Source organism: Halomonas zincidurans B6 (assembly GCF_000731955.1).
Lineage (GTDB): Bacteria > Pseudomonadota > Gammaproteobacteria > Pseudomonadales > Halomonadaceae > Modicisalibacter > Modicisalibacter zincidurans.
In genome coordinates this window covers 1,746,814-1,762,265 of record NZ_JNCK01000001.1, presented here as the reverse complement: position 1 = coordinate 1,762,265, position 15,452 = coordinate 1,746,814, and the positions used below count along the sequence as shown (strand labels likewise).

At 64.4% G+C, this 15,452-nt stretch carries 14 protein-coding genes; 9 read left to right on the top strand and 5 right to left on the bottom strand.

Annotated elements, in window-relative coordinates; genetic code table 11:
- Window positions 1-40: 40 nt before the first annotated feature.
- The 7 genes from flgF (at window position 41) to flgL (ending at window position 7,847) form a co-directional block, all read left to right on the top strand.
- Window positions 41-778 (top strand): flagellar basal-body rod protein FlgF, encoded by a 738-nt coding sequence (gene flgF / locus HALZIN_RS0108225; RefSeq protein WP_031383747.1) that lies wholly within the window; start codon window positions 41-43, stop codon window positions 776-778.
- Between the two features lie 25 nt (window positions 779-803).
- Entirely contained in the window at window positions 804-1,586 is a 783-nt protein-coding gene (flgG, locus tag HALZIN_RS0108220) for a flagellar basal-body rod protein FlgG (protein ID WP_031383746.1), read from the top strand.
- A 50-nt stretch (window positions 1,587-1,636) separates the two neighbouring features.
- The gene (locus HALZIN_RS0108215) at window positions 1,637-2,311 is read left to right on the top strand and encodes a flagellar basal body L-ring protein FlgH (RefSeq protein WP_231664126.1); all 675 of its coding nucleotides are present in this window, start codon (window positions 1,637-1,639) and stop codon (window positions 2,309-2,311) included.
- A gap of 113 nt (window positions 2,312-2,424) precedes the next feature.
- Window positions 2,425-3,477 (top strand): flagellar basal body P-ring protein FlgI, encoded by a 1,053-nt coding sequence (locus HALZIN_RS0108210; protein WP_236255012.1) that lies wholly within the window; start codon window positions 2,425-2,427, stop codon window positions 3,475-3,477.
- A complete protein-coding gene (gene flgJ, locus HALZIN_RS0108205; protein WP_051907440.1) occupies window positions 3,477-4,586 on the top strand; it encodes a flagellar assembly peptidoglycan hydrolase FlgJ in 1,110 nt (369 codons plus the stop codon). The genes HALZIN_RS0108210 and flgJ overlap by 1 nt, the downstream gene beginning before the upstream one ends.
- A gap of 89 nt (window positions 4,587-4,675) precedes the next feature.
- On the top strand, window positions 4,676-6,622 hold the full coding sequence (flgK, locus tag HALZIN_RS0108200) for a flagellar hook-associated protein FlgK (protein ID WP_031383742.1): 1,947 nt from the start codon (window positions 4,676-4,678) through the stop codon (window positions 6,620-6,622).
- 31 nt (window positions 6,623-6,653) lie between these two features.
- Window positions 6,654-7,847, top strand: coding sequence for a flagellar hook-associated protein FlgL (gene flgL / locus HALZIN_RS0108195; RefSeq protein WP_031383741.1), 1,194 nt, complete (start codon window positions 6,654-6,656; stop codon window positions 7,845-7,847).
- 34 nt (window positions 7,848-7,881) lie between these two features.
- On the opposite strand, the gene HALZIN_RS0108190 is transcribed toward flgL, so the two are convergent.
- The 5 genes from HALZIN_RS0108190 to HALZIN_RS0108170 form a co-directional block, all read right to left on the bottom strand.
- Window positions 7,882-9,603, bottom strand: coding sequence for a proline--tRNA ligase (locus HALZIN_RS0108190; RefSeq protein WP_031383740.1), 1,722 nt, complete (start codon window positions 9,601-9,603; stop codon window positions 7,882-7,884).
- A gap of 187 nt (window positions 9,604-9,790) precedes the next feature.
- Complete coding sequence (locus HALZIN_RS0108185) at window positions 9,791-10,531, bottom strand: DUF3307 domain-containing protein (protein WP_031383739.1); 741 nt, start codon at window positions 10,529-10,531, stop codon at window positions 9,791-9,793.
- Window positions 10,531-11,166, bottom strand: a complete 636-nt coding sequence (locus tag HALZIN_RS0108180; RefSeq protein ID WP_031383738.1) for a nucleotidyl cyclase domain-containing protein — start codon at window positions 11,164-11,166, stop codon at window positions 10,531-10,533. Before HALZIN_RS0108180 ends, HALZIN_RS0108185 begins: the two co-directional genes overlap by 1 nt.
- 277 nt (window positions 11,167-11,443) lie before the next feature.
- Complete coding sequence (locus HALZIN_RS17095; protein ID WP_051907439.1) at window positions 11,444-12,370, bottom strand: GGDEF domain-containing protein; 927 nt, start codon at window positions 12,368-12,370, stop codon at window positions 11,444-11,446.
- Between the two features lie 270 nt (window positions 12,371-12,640).
- Window positions 12,641-14,413, bottom strand: coding sequence for an ABC transporter transmembrane domain-containing protein (locus HALZIN_RS0108170; protein ID WP_031383736.1), 1,773 nt, complete (start codon window positions 14,411-14,413; stop codon window positions 12,641-12,643).
- Window positions 14,414-14,604: 191 nt separating this feature from the next.
- Between HALZIN_RS0108170 and HALZIN_RS18070 the strand changes: the two genes are divergently transcribed.
- Both HALZIN_RS18070 and HALZIN_RS0108160 read left to right on the top strand, forming a co-directional pair.
- Window positions 14,605-14,820: a globin family protein gene (locus HALZIN_RS18070; protein WP_160171094.1), complete on the top strand. Its 216-nt coding sequence runs from the start codon at window positions 14,605-14,607 to the stop codon at window positions 14,818-14,820.
- Window positions 14,784-15,335 carry an O-acetyl-ADP-ribose deacetylase gene (locus HALZIN_RS0108160; RefSeq protein WP_031383735.1) on the top strand — a complete coding sequence of 184 codons (552 nt, stop codon included), beginning with the start codon at window positions 14,784-14,786 and terminating at the stop codon, window positions 15,333-15,335. The genes HALZIN_RS18070 and HALZIN_RS0108160 overlap by 37 nt, the downstream gene beginning before the upstream one ends.
- The last annotated feature ends 117 nt before the right edge of the window (window positions 15,336-15,452 follow it).

Here is a 15,452-nt window from a genome sequence, read left to right as displayed (position 1 = left end):
GCCTCGGCATCGTGATGCGTCACGTCGAGAGACAAACATCATGGATCGCATTCTTTATACCGCCATGAGCGGCGCCAGGCAGAGCATGGACCAGCAGGCGGTGGTCAACAACAACCTGGCCAATGTTGCCACGCCGGGCTTTCGTGCCGAGCTCAGCGCCATGCGCGCAGTTCCGGTCCAGGGCGATGGGCTGGCGACCCGCACATCTGTCATGGCCTCCACCCCGGGCAGCGATTTCAGCCCCGGGCCGCTGTCGACGACCGGGCGAGAGCTCGACGTGGCGATCGATGGCGACGGCATGCTGGCCGTGCAGACCGCCGACGGCGAAGCCTACACCCGGCGTGGCGACCTGCAGGTCGATGCCAATGGCGTGGTCAACGTCATGGGGCGTCCGGTGATGGGCGATGGCGGGCCGATCATCGTGCCGCTGGGCGCGGAGGTCAGCATCGGCGCCGACGGTACCCTGAGCGCCGTGGTTCCCGGGGGCGCACCGAATACCCGTGGCCCGGTAGGCCAGCTCAAGCTGGTCGATCCCGAGCCGGGTTCGCTGGTCCGTGGCGGGGATGGCCTGTTCCGTCCGCAAGGCGGTGGCCAGCTTCAGGCCGACGATGCGATCAGAGTGGTCAGCGGGGCGCTGGAAGGCAGCAACGTGAGCGCCACCGAGGCGATGGTCGCGATGATCGACGGCGCACGCCGCTACGACATGCAGATGAAGACCATCGAGAGCGCCGACGAGAACGCCCAGCGCGCCAACAGCCTGCTGTCCGTTACCAGCTAGCGTTAACCCTTCGAGGTATTGAATCATGATTCGTTCATTGTGGACTGCCAAGACTGGGCTGGAAGCTCAGCAGGTGCAGATGGATGTCATCGCCAACAACCTGGCGAACGTCAGCACCAACGGCTTCAAGCGCTCGCGGGCGGTGTTCGAGGACCTGCTCTACCAGAACCTGCGCCAGCCCGGCGCGCAATCGAATGTCCAGGACAACCTGCCGTCGGGCATGCAGATCGGCAGCGGTGTACGTCCGGTCGCCACCGAGCGCCTGCATACCCAGGGCAACCTGGAAAACACCGAGAATTCGCGCGATCTGGCGATCAGCGGCAAGGGTTTCTTCCAGGTGACGCGTGCCGATGGCAGCACGGCCTATACCCGTGATGGCAGTTTCCAGGTCAATCAGAATGGTCAATTGGTGACCGCCAGCGGTTACCCCATCGAGCCGGCCGTTTTCATTCCCGAGAATGCGCTGTCGGTTTCCGTTGGTCGCGACGGCATCGTCTCGGTGACCCAGCCGGGCAGCGCGCAGTCCAACCAGGTCGGGCAGTTGACCCTGGCGACCTTCAGCAACCCCACGGGGCTGGAGAGCATCGGTGAAAACCTCTACCTCGAGACGACCGCCTCCGGTCCGCGCAACGACAACGTTCCCGGGCTGAATGGTGCCGGTACGCTGTATCAGGGTTACGTCGAGACCTCCAACGTCAACGTGGTCGAAGAGATGGTCGGGATGATCCAGACCCAGCGTGCCTACGAGATCAACAGCAAGGCCGTCAAGACTTCCGACGAGATGCTGGCGCGTCTGGCTCAGCTGTGATCGATGATTGCCACATGAATACTGGCCCGATGCGGGAGGTGGGGAAACGCATGCCGAACCGTGTGCTGCGGAGCTTGTGGGTGGGGATCGTGATGCTGGTCGTAGGCGGTTGCGCGCAGTTGCCGCGCCCGTCGGTGGTCGGCGAACAGGAAAAGGTGGTGATCAACGAGCCGCCGCCGCCGATTCCCAATGGCTCGATCTTCCAGCCGGCCACCGGCTATCAGCCGTTGTTCGAGGATCGCCGTCCGCGCAACATCGGCGATATCCTGACTATCGTCCTCGACGAGGATGTCAGCGCCAGCAAGAACTCCTCGGCCAACGCCGGCCGCGATGGCAGCGCGAGCCTGGAGCTCGCTCAGTTGCCCGATGCGCTCGACCAGCTGGCCGAATACGGTTTCGATGTGTCCGGCAAAAACGACTTTTCCGGCAGCGGCGGTGCGGCCGCCAACAACAGTTTTACCGGCACGATCACCGTCACGGTCATCGACGTGCTCTATAACGGCAACCTGAAGGTGCGTGGCGAGAAACAGATCGCCATCAATCAGGGCACCGAGTTCATTCGTTTCTCGGGGGTCGTCAATCCGCGCACGATCAGCGGCCGCAATACCGTCGTCTCGACCGAAGTCGCGGATGCGCGCATCGAGTACGTGGGCGACGGTTATATCAACGAGGCGCAGACCATGGGCTGGCTGCAGCGCTTCTTCCTCAATGTGTCGCCGTTTTGATGTTATATCGCAGGCATCAAGGGTTGATGATCATGTCTATTCACCGCTTCCTTTCATTCTCTCAGCCGGGCTTTCGCTGGCTGGCCGGCTTGTGCCTGCTGGTTGCGCTGACGATGCCGGCACAGGCCGAGCGTATTCGCGACCTCGCTTCCTTCGCCGGGGTCCGTGACAACGCCCTGGTGGGCTATGGCCTGGTGGTCGGTCTGGATGGTTCGGGCGACCAGACCACCCAGGCGCCGTTCACCACCCAGAGCCTGACCAACATGCTTTCCCAGTTGGGCATCAGCGTGCCGGCCGGGACCAACATGCAGCTCAAGAACGTGGCGGCGGTCATGATCACCGCCCAGTTGCCGCCGTTTGCCCGTCAGGGCCAAGAGATCGATGTCGTCGTTTCCTCGGTGGGCAACGCGCGCAGCCTGCGCGGCGGCACCTTGCTGATGGCGCCACTCAAAGGGGCCGACGGCAACGTCTACGCCATGGCTCAGGGCAACGTCTTCGTCGGCGGCGCCGGCGCGCAGGCGGGCGGCAGCAGCGTGTCCATCAATCAGCAGGCCGGCGGCAGCATCAGTGGCGGGGCCACCGTCGAGCGCGAGGTGCCGCTGCAGCTCGGCGCCAACGGTATCCTGGACCTGCAGCTAAACGAATACAGTTTCGACAACGCCCAGCGCGCCGTGACGGCAATCAATCAGGAATTCGGCGCACCGGTAGCCGCGGCGCTCGACGGACGGGTGATCCGTTTAAATGCCCCCATGGACAGCAACAATCGTGTGCGTTTCATGGCCCGGGTACAGAACATCGACCTGGCGTTGGGGATGGAGCCGGCCCGGGTGATCATCAATTCGCGTACCGGATCGGTGGTATTGACCAGCACCGTGACGCTGCGCCAGGCGGCTGTGGCGTATGGCAATCTGTCGATCACCATCGACAACAATCCGCAGGTCAGCCAGCCGAATCCGCTGTCGCAGGGACAGACGGTAGTGGTGCCCAATGCCGAAGTGTCGGTGTCACAGGAAGGCGGCGCGTTGCAGATGCTCGATACCAGTGCCGATCTGGCCAAGGTGGTCAGTGCGCTCAATGCGCTGGGTGCAACGCCGCAGGATCTGATGTCGATCCTCCAGGCCCTCAAGGCCTCGGGCTCGCTGCGTGCGGAACTGGAGATCATCTGATGTCGATGAATAGTACCGGCGGCCAGTTCGCACTCGACATGCAGGGGTTGCAGCGACTCAAGCAGACGGCCAGCAACCGGCCCGAGGAGGGTGTACGCGAGGCTGCCAAGCAGTTCGAGGCGGTCTTTCTCAAGATGATGCTCAAGAGCATGCGCGACGCGAGCCCTCAATCCGGATTGCTGGACAGTCAGCAGACGCGCTTTTATACGGAGATGCTCGATCAGCAGTGGTCGCAGCACTTGTCGGGGCAAGGCATCGGACTCGCCGAACAATTGGTGCAGCAACTCGAGGATCGTGGCCTGGTGCCCAAGGCCGACAGCGTCAGTGAGTCGCTGATCGCCGGGATACCACGGGGCGCGCCGCGAGTATTGCATGGCGGTCTGCAGGGCGGCGATCTGCCGACTGCTTCTCGGGCTGGCGAGGCGCTAACCGAGGAATCACCGACGCGGTTCCTCGATGCGCTGGAGCTGAAGCCGGCGGGGAGCGGCTATGAATCGACTGCTGGCGGTGCATCGGCGGCCATTGACGCTAGCGGCCGCGAGCGCCCGGCGCACGTCGCCGAGTTCCTGCGCGAGCTCCGCGGCCCGGCGCAGGCGGCCAGCCGCACCACCGGCGTGCCAGCCGAGCTGATTCTGGCACAGGCCGCGCTGGAAACCGGCTGGGGGCGCAATGAAATACCCACCGCGGATGGCAACAACAGCTACAACCTGTTCGGCATCAAGACGGGCAGTCAATGGCAGGGCGAGACCACCGACATCACCACCACCGAATATGTCGACGGGCGGGCGGTCAAGATCGTCGATCGCTTCCGCGTCTATGACGATTTCGAGGCGGCATTCACCGACTACGCCCGGTTGATCGGCGACAACCCGCGCTACGCCGGGGTGGTCACTGCCAGCAATGCCGACGCTGCGGCGCGCGCCTTGCAGGCGGGCGGTTATGCCACCGATCCGGCCTATGCCGACAAGCTGATCGCGATCATGGATACGCTGGGCTTGCGCGGGACGGATGAACCGCAACTGGCTGCGAATGCGTCGAGGCCGGCCAGCGACGCCCGCGCCAAGCTCGATGCCTACGCCATCGACCGGTTGCCGACGCAAATTTTCTGAGTCGTCCAGAAAATGGTGGCCGGCTTCAAGTTTCATGAGCGCCGGCCGATAAATCGGGTAATTGCAAGCTCCTAGATCGGGATGGACCCATGAGCCTCTTCTCCACTGGCCTTAGCGGCCTCAGCGCTGCCCAGGTTGCCCTGCAGACGACCAGCACCAACATCAGCAACGTCTATACGCCGGGCTACAACCGCCAGATCACCCAGCTGGGTGAAACCAGCCCCAGTGGCGGCGGCGTCCAGGTCAACGACATCGAGCGCCAGTTCAACCAGTACATCGCTTCGCAGCTCAACGAATCGAGCAGTCGCTCGAGCGCGCTGCAGGCCTACGATACCCAGGTCAGCCAGCTCGACAATCTGCTTGCCGATGGCGAGGCCGGGCTCGCACCGCTGATGCAGAGCTTCTTCTCGTCGCTCGAGGACCTTTCCGGGGCGCCTTCCGACCCGGCGGCACGCCAGGGGCTGATCGGCAGCGCGGATACGCTGACCGCCCAGTTCCGGGCTTTCGACAGCTATCTCGACGACATGCAGTCGGGTATCAACGGCCAGGTACGCGACGAAGTCACTCAGATCAACAACACCACCGAGCAGTTGGCCAAGCTCAATCGGCAGATCTCGCTGACCCAGGCCAAGACCGGCGAGGTGCCCAACAATCTGCTCAACCAGCGCGATAATCTGGTCGCCGGGTTGAGTGAGCGCATCGATGTCAAGCTGTCGATCCAGGATGGCGGCACCTACAACCTGACCATGGCCAATGGCCAACCGCTGGTCGCCGGCAACAACAGCTATTCGCTGGAGGCGGTCCCGTCGTCATCCGATCCCACGCGGACCGTGGTTGCCTACAACGATCCCGGCGGCAGCACGATCGAGCTGGCCGAGTCGACTTTCGAGGGCGGCACGCTGGGCGGCTTGATGACCTTCCGCAGCGAAACGCTGGACAAGACCCAGAATCAGGTCGGCCAGATGGCGCTGGCATTGGCCGAAGGCTTCAACGAGCAACATCGCGCCGGTCAGGATCTGAATGGCGCCCAGGGCCAGGACTTCTTCGCCATCGGTTCACCGAGTGTCTTTTCCAATGAGAGGAACGCCAGTGGCGCGAGTTTCAGTGCCGAATTCAGCGCTTTCTCGGCGGTGACGACCAGCGATTATCAGATCAAGTACGAGAGTGGCGATTTCGTCGTTTCCCGGGCCGGGAGCAAGACGCCGCTGGACCCGCAGCCGACGGCCGGAACCGATGCCGGCAGCAACACGACGCTGTCGTTTGACGGCATGACCCTGACCCTCGATGAGTCCTCGGGCGCCATCGCCGAAGGCGATACGTTCCTGATTCAGCCGACCAGGAACCTGGCCGGACAGCTTGAAAACGTCATTGACGATACTTCCAAGATTGCCGCCAGCGCCCATGTCCAGGTGACGCCGTCGCTCAAGGCGGGAAGTACACTGGCGGCCAGCAGCGTGACGATCGAGGATGGTTTTACGCTGCCCACCACGAGTATCCAGATGGATATTTCCATCAGCGCTGCCGATGCCGCCAATGACGCATTCACGCTGAGCCCCAATGCGCCTGCCGGCAGCCAAGTCCTGGTCAATGGCGAGGTTCCGGCAGATCCGTCGAGCGTCAAGCTGTCCGCGGGCGATACGCTGTCCATCGACGGGATCAGCATGACGTTCAGCGGAAAGCCCGTCGATGGGGACACGCTGACCTTGTCGTCGGATCCCGCCAGCGGCGACAACCGCAATGCCCTGGCGTTGCAGAGTCTGCAGCAGGGCGGGCTCGTCGAAGGCAAGGCGAGCTTGAGCGAGGCCTATGCGTCGCTGGTCAGCGACGTGGGCAACCGGACCAACGTCGTCCAGGCGAATCTGAGCGCGCAGTCGGTGCTGACCGAGCAGCTGACGGCCGTGCAGCAGTCCGAGTCGGGGGTCAATCTCGACGAGGAGGCCGCCAACCTGATCCGCTTCCAGCAGTTCTATCAGGCCAACGCCAAGGTCATCCAGACAGGCAGCACGTTACTCGACACCATCCTGGGCATTCGTTGATCCCGGTTACTTAGATTATTGAGGTTTCGTCATGCGCATCAGTACCGTGACCATGTTTGAATCCAGCCTGTCGTCGATGAATCGCCAGCAGAGCGCCTTTCTCGATGTCGGCCAGCAGCTGGCGACCGGGCGCCGCGTCGTCAACCCGTCCGACGACCCGCAAGCGGCCTCGCGCGCGGTCAGCGTCTCGCAGTCGATGGCGGTATCGCAGCAATACGCCGATGCCCGCGTTACGGCGCGCAATGCGCTATCGCAGGAAGAGAGCGTACTCAATAGCGTCAGCGACGCGATCTCCAGCGCCAAGACACTGATCGTGCAAGCCGGCAACGGTACCCTGAGCGATGCCGACCGCTCCGCGATCGGTAGCGAGCTGCGTGGCATCTACGAGAGTCTGCTGGGTCAGGCCAACACCACCAACGGCAACGGCGACTACCTGTTCGGCGGTGTCAAGGACAACGCTTCGCCGTTCGTCAAGCAGGGCGGTAGGATCGTATACCAGGGCGCCGATTCGGTGCGTGCCCAGCAGGTCGATTCGTCGCGTCAGATGCCGGTGGGCGACAGCGGCCTGGACGTCTTCTCCGGAGTCCACGCCGGATCCGATTACGTGGCCGAAGCCACGACGGCAGCGGACAGCACGTTGACCTTCACCGGGCCCAGCGTCAGGGACGCAGCGGCGGATGGCTTCGGCGCAAGCTATACGCTAACGTTCACCGATGCGACGACCTTCAGTATCACCGACGGTCTGGGCACTGCACTATTGACCGATACCTACACGGCTGGCGAGCCCATTGAATTCAATGGCATGTCCATCACGCTGGAAGGCGAGCCGAAGCAGGATGATGCCATCGAGATGACCAAGGGCCAGGATCAGAGCGTCTTTGCAACACTGGAAAGTGCCCTGGCCGCCCTGGAGTCGCCTGCCGATACCTCGGCCAAGCAGGCGGATCTCAGCAACACGCTGTCATCGGTCAGTCGCCAGCTCGACAACAGCCTCGACAACGTACTCACCGTGCGGGCCTCGGTCGGTGCGCGACTCAACGAACTGGACGTGCTGGACACCGTGGGCGGCAACCGCAGCTTGAACTACGAATCGACCCTGTCCGAGCTGGTCGATCTGGATTACGCCAGTGCGATTTCCGACTACACGCTACGCCAGGTAGGCCTGCAGGCCTCGCAGAAGACCTTCGTCGACATGCGTGGCATGAGCCTGTTCGAGATGCTTTGAACCGTGACGGCCACGCGGCCATGACCGGCGCCGCTCAGCCCTGCAGGCGTTCACGCAGGAAGTCGACCAGGCTGTCGGCGGCAATCATGGTGTTGTCGTTGTCGCGGCGCCCCTTGTATTCGAGCTCGCCGTTATCGAGTCCGCGATCGCCGATCACCACGCGATGCGGAATGCCGATCAGCTCCTGGTCGGCAAACTTGACGCCGGGACGCGTATCGCGGTCGTCGAGCAACACGTCAATGCCCTGGGCCTTGAGCTCGCCGTACAGGCGTTCGGCGGTTTCGCGCACGCGCTGCGACTTGTGCGCATTCATCGGCACCAGCACCACCTCGAACGGGGCGATGGCGTTGGGCCAGATGATTCCGGCGTCGTCATGGTTCTGTTCGATCGCCGCCGCGACGATGCGGGTAATGCCGATGCCGTAGCAGCCCATCCACAGCTTGGCGGCCTTGCCGCTGTCGTCGAGCACCGTGGCGTTCATCGCCTGGGAATATTTCTGACCCAGTTGGAAGACGTGGCCCACCTCGATGCCGCGGGCGATGGACAGGGTGCCCTGACCGTCCGGCGAGGGGTCGCCCTCGACCACATTGCGCAGGTCGGCGACCTTGGGCAAGGCCACGTCGCGCTCCCAGTTGATGCCGAAGTAGTGCTTGCCGTCGACGTTGGCGCCGGCGCCGAAATCGCTCATCAGCGCCACGCTGCGATCGACGATGACCGGCATGTCGAGGCCGACCGGACCCAGCGAGCCCGGACCGGCGCCCACCGCGGCGCGGATCTCGGCCTCCGTGGCCATGGTCAAGGGTGTCGCCACTTCGGCCAGGTTCTCGGCCTTGATCTCGTTGAGTTCATGGTCGCCGCGCACCAGCAGGGCGATCAGCCCGCCCTGGGCGGCATGCACCATCAGCGTCTTGAGGGTCTTGTCGATCGGCAGGCCGTGCTGCTCGACCAGCGCGGCAATGGTGCGGGCATCGGGTGTGTCGACCAGGCGCAGCTCTTCCTGTGGTGCCGGACGTTCAGGGGCCTCGCCCAGCGGGGCAGGCAGTGCCTCGGCCTTCTCGATGTTGGCGGCGTAATCAGACGAGGTGGAGAAAATCACCGCATCCTCGCCGGAGTCGGCCAGCACCTGGAACTCGTGGGAGCCACTGCCGCCAATGTCGCCGTTGTCGGCCTCGACGGCGCGGAAATTCAGACCCAGGCGAGTGAAGATGCGCATATAGGCGTCATACATCGCCTCATAGGAGCGCTGGAGCCCGGCCTGGTCGACATCGAATGAGTAGGCATCCTTCATGATGAATTCCCGCGAGCGCATCACCCCGAAGCGCGGACGGGTCTCGTCGCGGAACTTGGTCTGAATCTGGTAGAAGTTGCTCGGCAGCTGCTTGTAGCTGGAGAGCTCCTTGCGCACCAGATCGGTGATCACTTCCTCGTGGGTCGGGCCATAGCAGTAGTCACGCTCGTGGCGGTCACGGATGCGCAGCAGCAGGTCGCCGTACTGGTCCCAGCGGCCGGATTCCTGCCACAGTTCCGCCGGCTGGACCGAAGGCATCAGCACCTCCTGGGCGCCGGCGCGATCCATCTCCTCGCGAACGATGCGCTCGACCTTGCGCAGCGTGCGCAGGCCGATCGGCAGCCAGCTGTAGAGCCCCGAAGTCAGGCGGCGAATCATGCCCGCGCGCAGCATCAGCTGGTGGCTGACGATCTCGGCGTCGGCGGGCACTTCCTTGAGGGTGGCGATCAACAGTTGGCTGGCGCGCATGGGTCCGGCGTTTCCTTCATCTGGGCATCGTGGACGGGACGGTAAGAATGCTCGTGGCATTGTACGGTCAAGCCGGGGGCGCGGCAAAAGCGCGCTCACCGAACGCTGCCTCAGCGCCGCGGCACGTCCAAGATCGGAGCGGCAGCCGAGCCTGCCGAGGTTGATAATTGGCCGTCGCGACAGGCTTCTAGAGTGCCGCCAGCGCGCGGCGGATCAGGATGCCCAGGCACAGTGTCAGGGCGAAGCTCAGCATGGTGCCCAGCAGCACGTATTCGGTCAGCTTGCGGTCGCGGTCCTCGCGCAATTCGCCGAAGCGCAACACTGACTTGGCGGCGAGCAGGAAACCGATCGGCACCAGTTGGTCGGCCAGCACGAAGGTCAGCACCAGAAAGCGCTCGAGCATGCCGATGCGCGCGCCGGCATCGGCGAGCATGCCGCTGGTGTCGACCTGGCGGCTCCAGCGCCGCATGATCAGCGCGATCAGGATCGAAGTGGGGCGCAATACCAACAGATAGCCGAGCGCCACCAGCAACGGCGCCGGGTGCAGCAACCAGCCGCCAAGCTCGGCGAGCCATGCGGGGGATTCGACCAGCAGCGCCCAGACCACCAGCAGCACGCCGATGTGCAGCGCCTGGTCGAGCAGAAAATAGCGCGCCTGCGGCGGGGCGTAGCTCTTGGCGATATCGATCGCCAGATGCGTCACGCTGATCGCCACGACGGCAGCGAGGGTCGGCAGGGCGGCCTGCGCGCTGGCCAGTAAGGCGACAAGCGCCAGCAGGCCGTGCACGCCGGAGTGCAGGTAGACGGCCGGCGAAAGGTAGTGGCGGCTCTCCTTGCTGCGCACCCAGGCCTGGCTCTGGAGCAGGAAATCGCCGATCAAGTGACCGAGCAGCAGCAACAGCAGCAGCGACAGGCTGTTCGAATCCATCATGCCTCCCCCAGACATTGGCCCGTGTAGGCAAGATAATCGCGGATCAACGACCAGCGGGCGGCGACCAGGCGGCGATTGATCGTCGGTTGGGTTCGCTCCAGGCGCTTTGCCAAGGCTTGCTGCGATTCGTCGTGCAGCAGACTGTGATAGGCGACCTCGGCCGAGTAGCGGGACCAGTGGCTGATGATATCGTCGGCGAAGCGGGTCAGCAGGGCGAGGTGCGCGTCCAGGTCCGCCTTGCCGGTGACCACGAGCAGTCGCTGCGGCGTCTCGCCAAGGGCATCCAGGTGACGTCCGGAACGCACGAAGGCGTCGCCCTCGGCTTCGGCGAAACGAGCCGCGTCGGGCACTTCGCCGCCGCCCACGGCGACGGCGATTCGGGCATCCCACATGACCTGGCGTGACGGTGAGTGCTGAATGAGCGCTGCGCGCAACAACACCGCAGCGGTCACGCCGTCGCGAGGATCGCCTATGGCGATCTGGAAACCGTCGCCGCGATAACGGTCGCTACGGGCTTCGAAGCGCTTCTCGAGCAGCGTCAGCGCCTCATCCAGCGTGCGGCTCAAGCGCGGTTTGTCGCTGACTTGCTGTGAGCCGACGATGTCGCCGGTCAAGACCGCGATAGTGTTCATGGTGCTGCACCTACTTTAATAGTCATTTATGACTATAATGGTGGTTAATAGCTATAATTGGCTATTAATAAATAGCCTAAATAGCCTGAAAAGACTATAAGTTATTTTTATAGCTTAATTTGGCTATTATTCAAGGTTCGATGAGAGGTGGCCTTCTTGTGCTGTAATTATATACAGTATTTGGCCGGGTCCAAGCATTACGCCGAGCTCAGCTGTAGCAAAATGTAAGCCACCGGAGCGCTCAATGCATCGGCTCGTGGCAGTTGGGCGGCTGGCTTCAAGCCTTTGAGGGGGGCTCCACGGGTACGCTGCAACGCGCGTCGACCAGGCTGCTGACGGTGCGATTGCGGCCTTCCGCCTTGCATTGGTAGAGCGCGGCATCGGCGCAGGACAGCAGGCTGTCGAGATCGATCGGGATGCCCGGCGCGGCGGTGGCCACGCCGATGCTGACGGTGACCACCTCGGCGGTGGGAGAACTCTCGTGGGGAATGCCGACGGCCTGGAGCATGCTGCGCATGGCCTCGGCCAACCGGGTAGCCTCGCCGAGATCGACATCGAGCAGCACCACCAGGAATTCCTCGCCGCCGAGACGCACCACGATATCGGTCTCGCGGCGGAAGATATCCCGCAGCACGTTGGCAATCTCGAGCAAGCAGTCATCGCCGGCGGGGTGCCCGTAGTGATCGTTGTACTGCTTGAAATGATCGACGTCGATCATCAGCGCCGACAATGGCGTCATGCGCCGGCGACTCAACGGCAGGGCAATTTCCAGGCGCTGTTCGAGCAGGCGGCGATTGCCGAGCCCGGTCAGCGGATCATTGAGGCTCTGCTCGAGCAGTTGCTGATTCTTCTCGCGCAGGCTGAGCAGCAGCTTCTCGATCTGGCAGGTCAGGTAGGCGATGTCGTCGTGGCGTTCGAGCAGCGTCGCGGGGGGAGTTTCAGGCTCGCCGTCATGTTGATTCTTGACGTAATCGACGAGGCGATGAAGCGGCTGGATGTATTGGCGGTGGATCAGCAGGCTGGACGTCAGAATGAAGCCCAGCAACAGCAGCGCCAGCAGGGCGATACGGTTGTCGGTGATGGTTTCGCCCAGCTGCAGGGAATCGGCGCGGGCGAGCAGCCACAAGGCCGCTCCGACCACCAGGAACAAGCCGCTGAACGTGGACAGAAGGCGCAGCAGGGTACTATGTCGAAGCGATCGCATGGGCCTGTTTCACGGAAATGAGCGCGCCTTGCGGCAAGCCTGTTGGTGAGTTTCGCGAGCGGATTCGACACACGAATCAGGGAGGGTTTTCCGCTCCCCGCTGCCTTTCGGCAACCAAGCGGAGACGGTGCCCGGCTCCCCGGCGCTACACGGCATGTCGCCACCGGGTAGCTGTCTCGTGCGGAGCTTGACCGGTCCTTCACTTTACTCAATCGGCTGCGTTGAGGGGAACTTGAATTCAGAAACGCTGCCCGGCGACAAGTTGCGGGGTCACCGGTCGAAGTCGAACTGCAGGCTGGCCAGATGGCGATAGAGCGGATTGGTCGCGAGCAGCTCGGCGTGAGTGCCGGCACCGACCAGGCGACCATGGTCGAAGATCAGCAGGCGGTCGGCGGCTACCACCGTGGCCAGGCGATGAGCGACCACCAGCGTGGTGCGCCCGACCATCAGCCGGTCGAGCGCTTCCTGGACGAGGCGCTCGCTTTCCGCGTCCAGCGCGCTGGTCGCCTCGTCGAGCAGCAGCACTGTGGGGTCGCGCAGCAGCGCCCGGGCGATGGCCAGGCGTTGACGCTGGCCGCCGGAGAGCTGGACGCCGCCCGGCCCCAGGTAGCTGTCGAAGCCCACCGGCAGCGCCTCGATGAAATCCAGCGCGCTGGCGTCGCGGGCCGCCTTTCGTACCGCGGCGTCGCTGGCGTCGGGCATGCCGTAGCGGATGTTGTCGGCGGCGCTGCCGCTGAACAGGATCGGCTCCTGGGCGACCAGGCCGATGGCGCCGCGCAACGCCGCCGGGTCGAGTTCGCGCAGGTCGATGCCGTCCAGGGTCAGGCGCCCGGCTTGCGGATCGTGAAAGCGCAGCAACAGTTGCAGCAGGGTGCTCTTGCCGGCGCCCGACGGGCCGACCAGGGCGACGCGCTCGCCGGGGCGAATGAGCATATCGAACTCGTCCAGGGCGGGTGGGCTGGGACGCGACGGGTAGGCGAAGCGCAGCCCCTCGGCGCGGATCTCGCCGCGCAATGGCCTGGGCAAGGCACGCGGCGCGACCGGTGAGCGAATGTTCGGCTTAGCGTCGAGCAGTTCGAGCAGGCGCTCAGCCGCGCCCGCGGCGCGCTGGATGTCACCGGCGACCTCGGCGAGTGCGGCGACGGCACCGGCGGCGAGCACCGCATAGAATACGAACGCCGACAGTTCGCCGGCGCTCATCGAGCCGTCGAGTACCGCGTGGCCGCCTTGCCACAGCATCAGCCCCACCGCCGTGAAGATCGCCAGCATGGCTATGCCGGTCAGCCAGGCGCGCTGGCGGGTGCGCGCAATCGCCACCCGAAACGCCGCCTCGGCGGTGCGTGCGTAATCGCGCCGGTCGATCGCCTCGTGGCCGAAGGCCTGCAGGGTGCGGATGCCTCCCAGGGCCTCGCCGGCATAGCGTCCCAGCTCGGCGACCCGGTCCTGGCTGTGCCGCGACAGGCGACGCACTCGGCGCCCGAACCACAAGATCGGCAACACCGTGGCGGGAATGCCCAGCAGCACCAGCGCACTCAACCAGGGCTGGGTGACCAGCATCAGCACGATCGCCCCGAGCAGCATCAGCAGGTTGCGCAGCGCCACCGACAGCGATGAGCCGAACAGGCTCTGCAGCACGCTGGTGTCGGCGGTCAGTCGCGACTGGATCTCGCCGGCGCCGCCGTGCGGAGTACGGCTGTTCTCGAAGAAGTCGGGCTCCAGCGTCAGCAGGTGATCGAAGACCCGACGCCGCAGGTCGGCGGCCAGCCGCTCGCCGATCCAGGTGATCAGGTAATAGCGCGTCGCCGAGGCCACGGCGAGCAGCGCCACCACCACCAGCAGACCGGCCAGGGCCCGGTTGAGTTGGCCGGCGTCTTCGGCCATGAACCCGCGATCGATCACCAGGCGCAGTCCCTGGCCCATGACCAGCACGCTGGCCGAGGCGATTAGCAGCGCGATGCCGGCTCCGGCCAGGCGCCAGCGGTAAGGGCTTAGCAACGCTGCGAGACGAAACAGGATGCGCGGGTCGGGACGGATAGCGGGCATGGGCGACTCGTTGGTGAAAGTTGAACGACGGATGTCGCAGGGTTCCCGCAGCATCGAGTGCCGTGCCTGGCGCGTCAATGGCGGCCGGCGTTGTGGCTGTCTACCCGGATCGTGAGGGCCTGCTCCTTGACCGTCGCGCTGGCGGCGCTGGTCGACAACGCCGGCATCCTCGCGCACCTCAAGGATAGAGGGTGTCCATGCAGCGTGGCGGGCAGACCGAAAAGATCGCCCGGGCGATTCTCTGGCTGCTCTCCGAGGAGGCCTGGTATACCGCGGATAGCTTCATCGAGGTCACCGGCGGGCGCTGGACGACCCGTCGCGGCCATCCACTGCTAGGCTGTCGGCATAGCACTCGAATACGGAGGTTGCCATGTCCGTCACTCTGCTCGATCGGCGCGTCGAGGTGATCGCCGGCGACATCACCCGACTGGGGGTCGACGCCATCGTCAACGCCGCCAACCCTTCGCTGAAGGGTGGGGGTGGCGTCGATGGCGCGATTCACCGCGCCGCCGGTCCCCAGCTCAAGCAGGCCTGTCTGGCGCTGCGTGAGACGCAGTGGCCCGGTGGGCTGCCCGATGGCGAGGTCGCCCTGACCGAGGGCTTCGAACTGCCGGCACGTTACGTGATCCACACGGTCGGCCCGGTCTACGCCAAGACCCAGGACAAGTCGCGGCTGCTGGCCAACTGCTACCGCAATGCCCTGGCACTGGCCGCCGAGCATGACTGCCGTAGTGTCGCCTTCCCGGCGATCTCGACCGGGATCTACGGCTACCCCTTCGACGAAGCCGCGCCTATCGTGATCGATACGCTGGACGAGGCGCTGAATAGGTACGAATTGCAGGTAACGCTGTGCTTCTTCAAGGACCGCGATCGCCAGGCATTCGAGGCCATCGCCGAGCAACGCGGCGTGGTGGATCGCTGAGCCGTATCGTGGTGGAGAGGCTGGTTTCGCTGACGTCTCGGGTCGCGCGCTGATCTTGAGCGCGAGTCGCCGACCGAGTGCAGCTTGCCGGTCTCGGCCATGGAGCTCGAACTGACG

Excerpts from the sequence above, each read along its gene's own strand:
- flgF (WP_031383747.1), top strand. The coding sequence starts at position 41 with ATGGATCGCATTCTTTATACCGCCATGAGCGGCGCCAGGCAGAGCATG.
- flgG (WP_031383746.1), top strand. The coding sequence starts at position 804 with ATGATTCGTTCATTGTGGACTGCCAAGACTGGGCTGGAAGCTCAGCAG.
- HALZIN_RS0108215 (WP_231664126.1), top strand. The coding sequence starts at position 1,637 with ATGCCGAACCGTGTGCTGCGGAGCTTGTGGGTGGGGATCGTGATGCTG.
- HALZIN_RS0108210 (WP_236255012.1), top strand. The coding sequence starts at position 2,425 with ATGCCGGCACAGGCCGAGCGTATTCGCGACCTCGCTTCCTTCGCCGGG.
- flgJ (WP_051907440.1), top strand. The coding sequence starts at position 3,477 with ATGTCGATGAATAGTACCGGCGGCCAGTTCGCACTCGACATGCAGGGG.
- flgK (WP_031383742.1), top strand. The coding sequence starts at position 4,676 with ATGAGCCTCTTCTCCACTGGCCTTAGCGGCCTCAGCGCTGCCCAGGTT.
- flgL (WP_031383741.1), top strand. The coding sequence starts at position 6,654 with ATGCGCATCAGTACCGTGACCATGTTTGAATCCAGCCTGTCGTCGATG.
- HALZIN_RS0108190 (WP_031383740.1), bottom strand. The coding sequence starts at position 9,603 with ATGCGCGCCAGCCAACTGTTGATCGCCACCCTCAAGGAAGTGCCCGCC.
- HALZIN_RS0108185 (WP_031383739.1), bottom strand. The coding sequence starts at position 10,531 with ATGGATTCGAACAGCCTGTCGCTGCTGCTGTTGCTGCTGCTCGGTCAC.
- HALZIN_RS0108180 (WP_031383738.1), bottom strand. The coding sequence starts at position 11,166 with ATGAACACTATCGCGGTCTTGACCGGCGACATCGTCGGCTCACAGCAA.
- HALZIN_RS17095 (WP_051907439.1), bottom strand. The coding sequence starts at position 12,370 with ATGCGATCGCTTCGACATAGTACCCTGCTGCGCCTTCTGTCCACGTTC.
- HALZIN_RS0108170 (WP_031383736.1), bottom strand. The coding sequence starts at position 14,413 with ATGCCCGCTATCCGTCCCGACCCGCGCATCCTGTTTCGTCTCGCAGCG.
- HALZIN_RS0108160 (WP_031383735.1), top strand. The coding sequence starts at position 14,784 with ATGTCCGTCACTCTGCTCGATCGGCGCGTCGAGGTGATCGCCGGCGAC.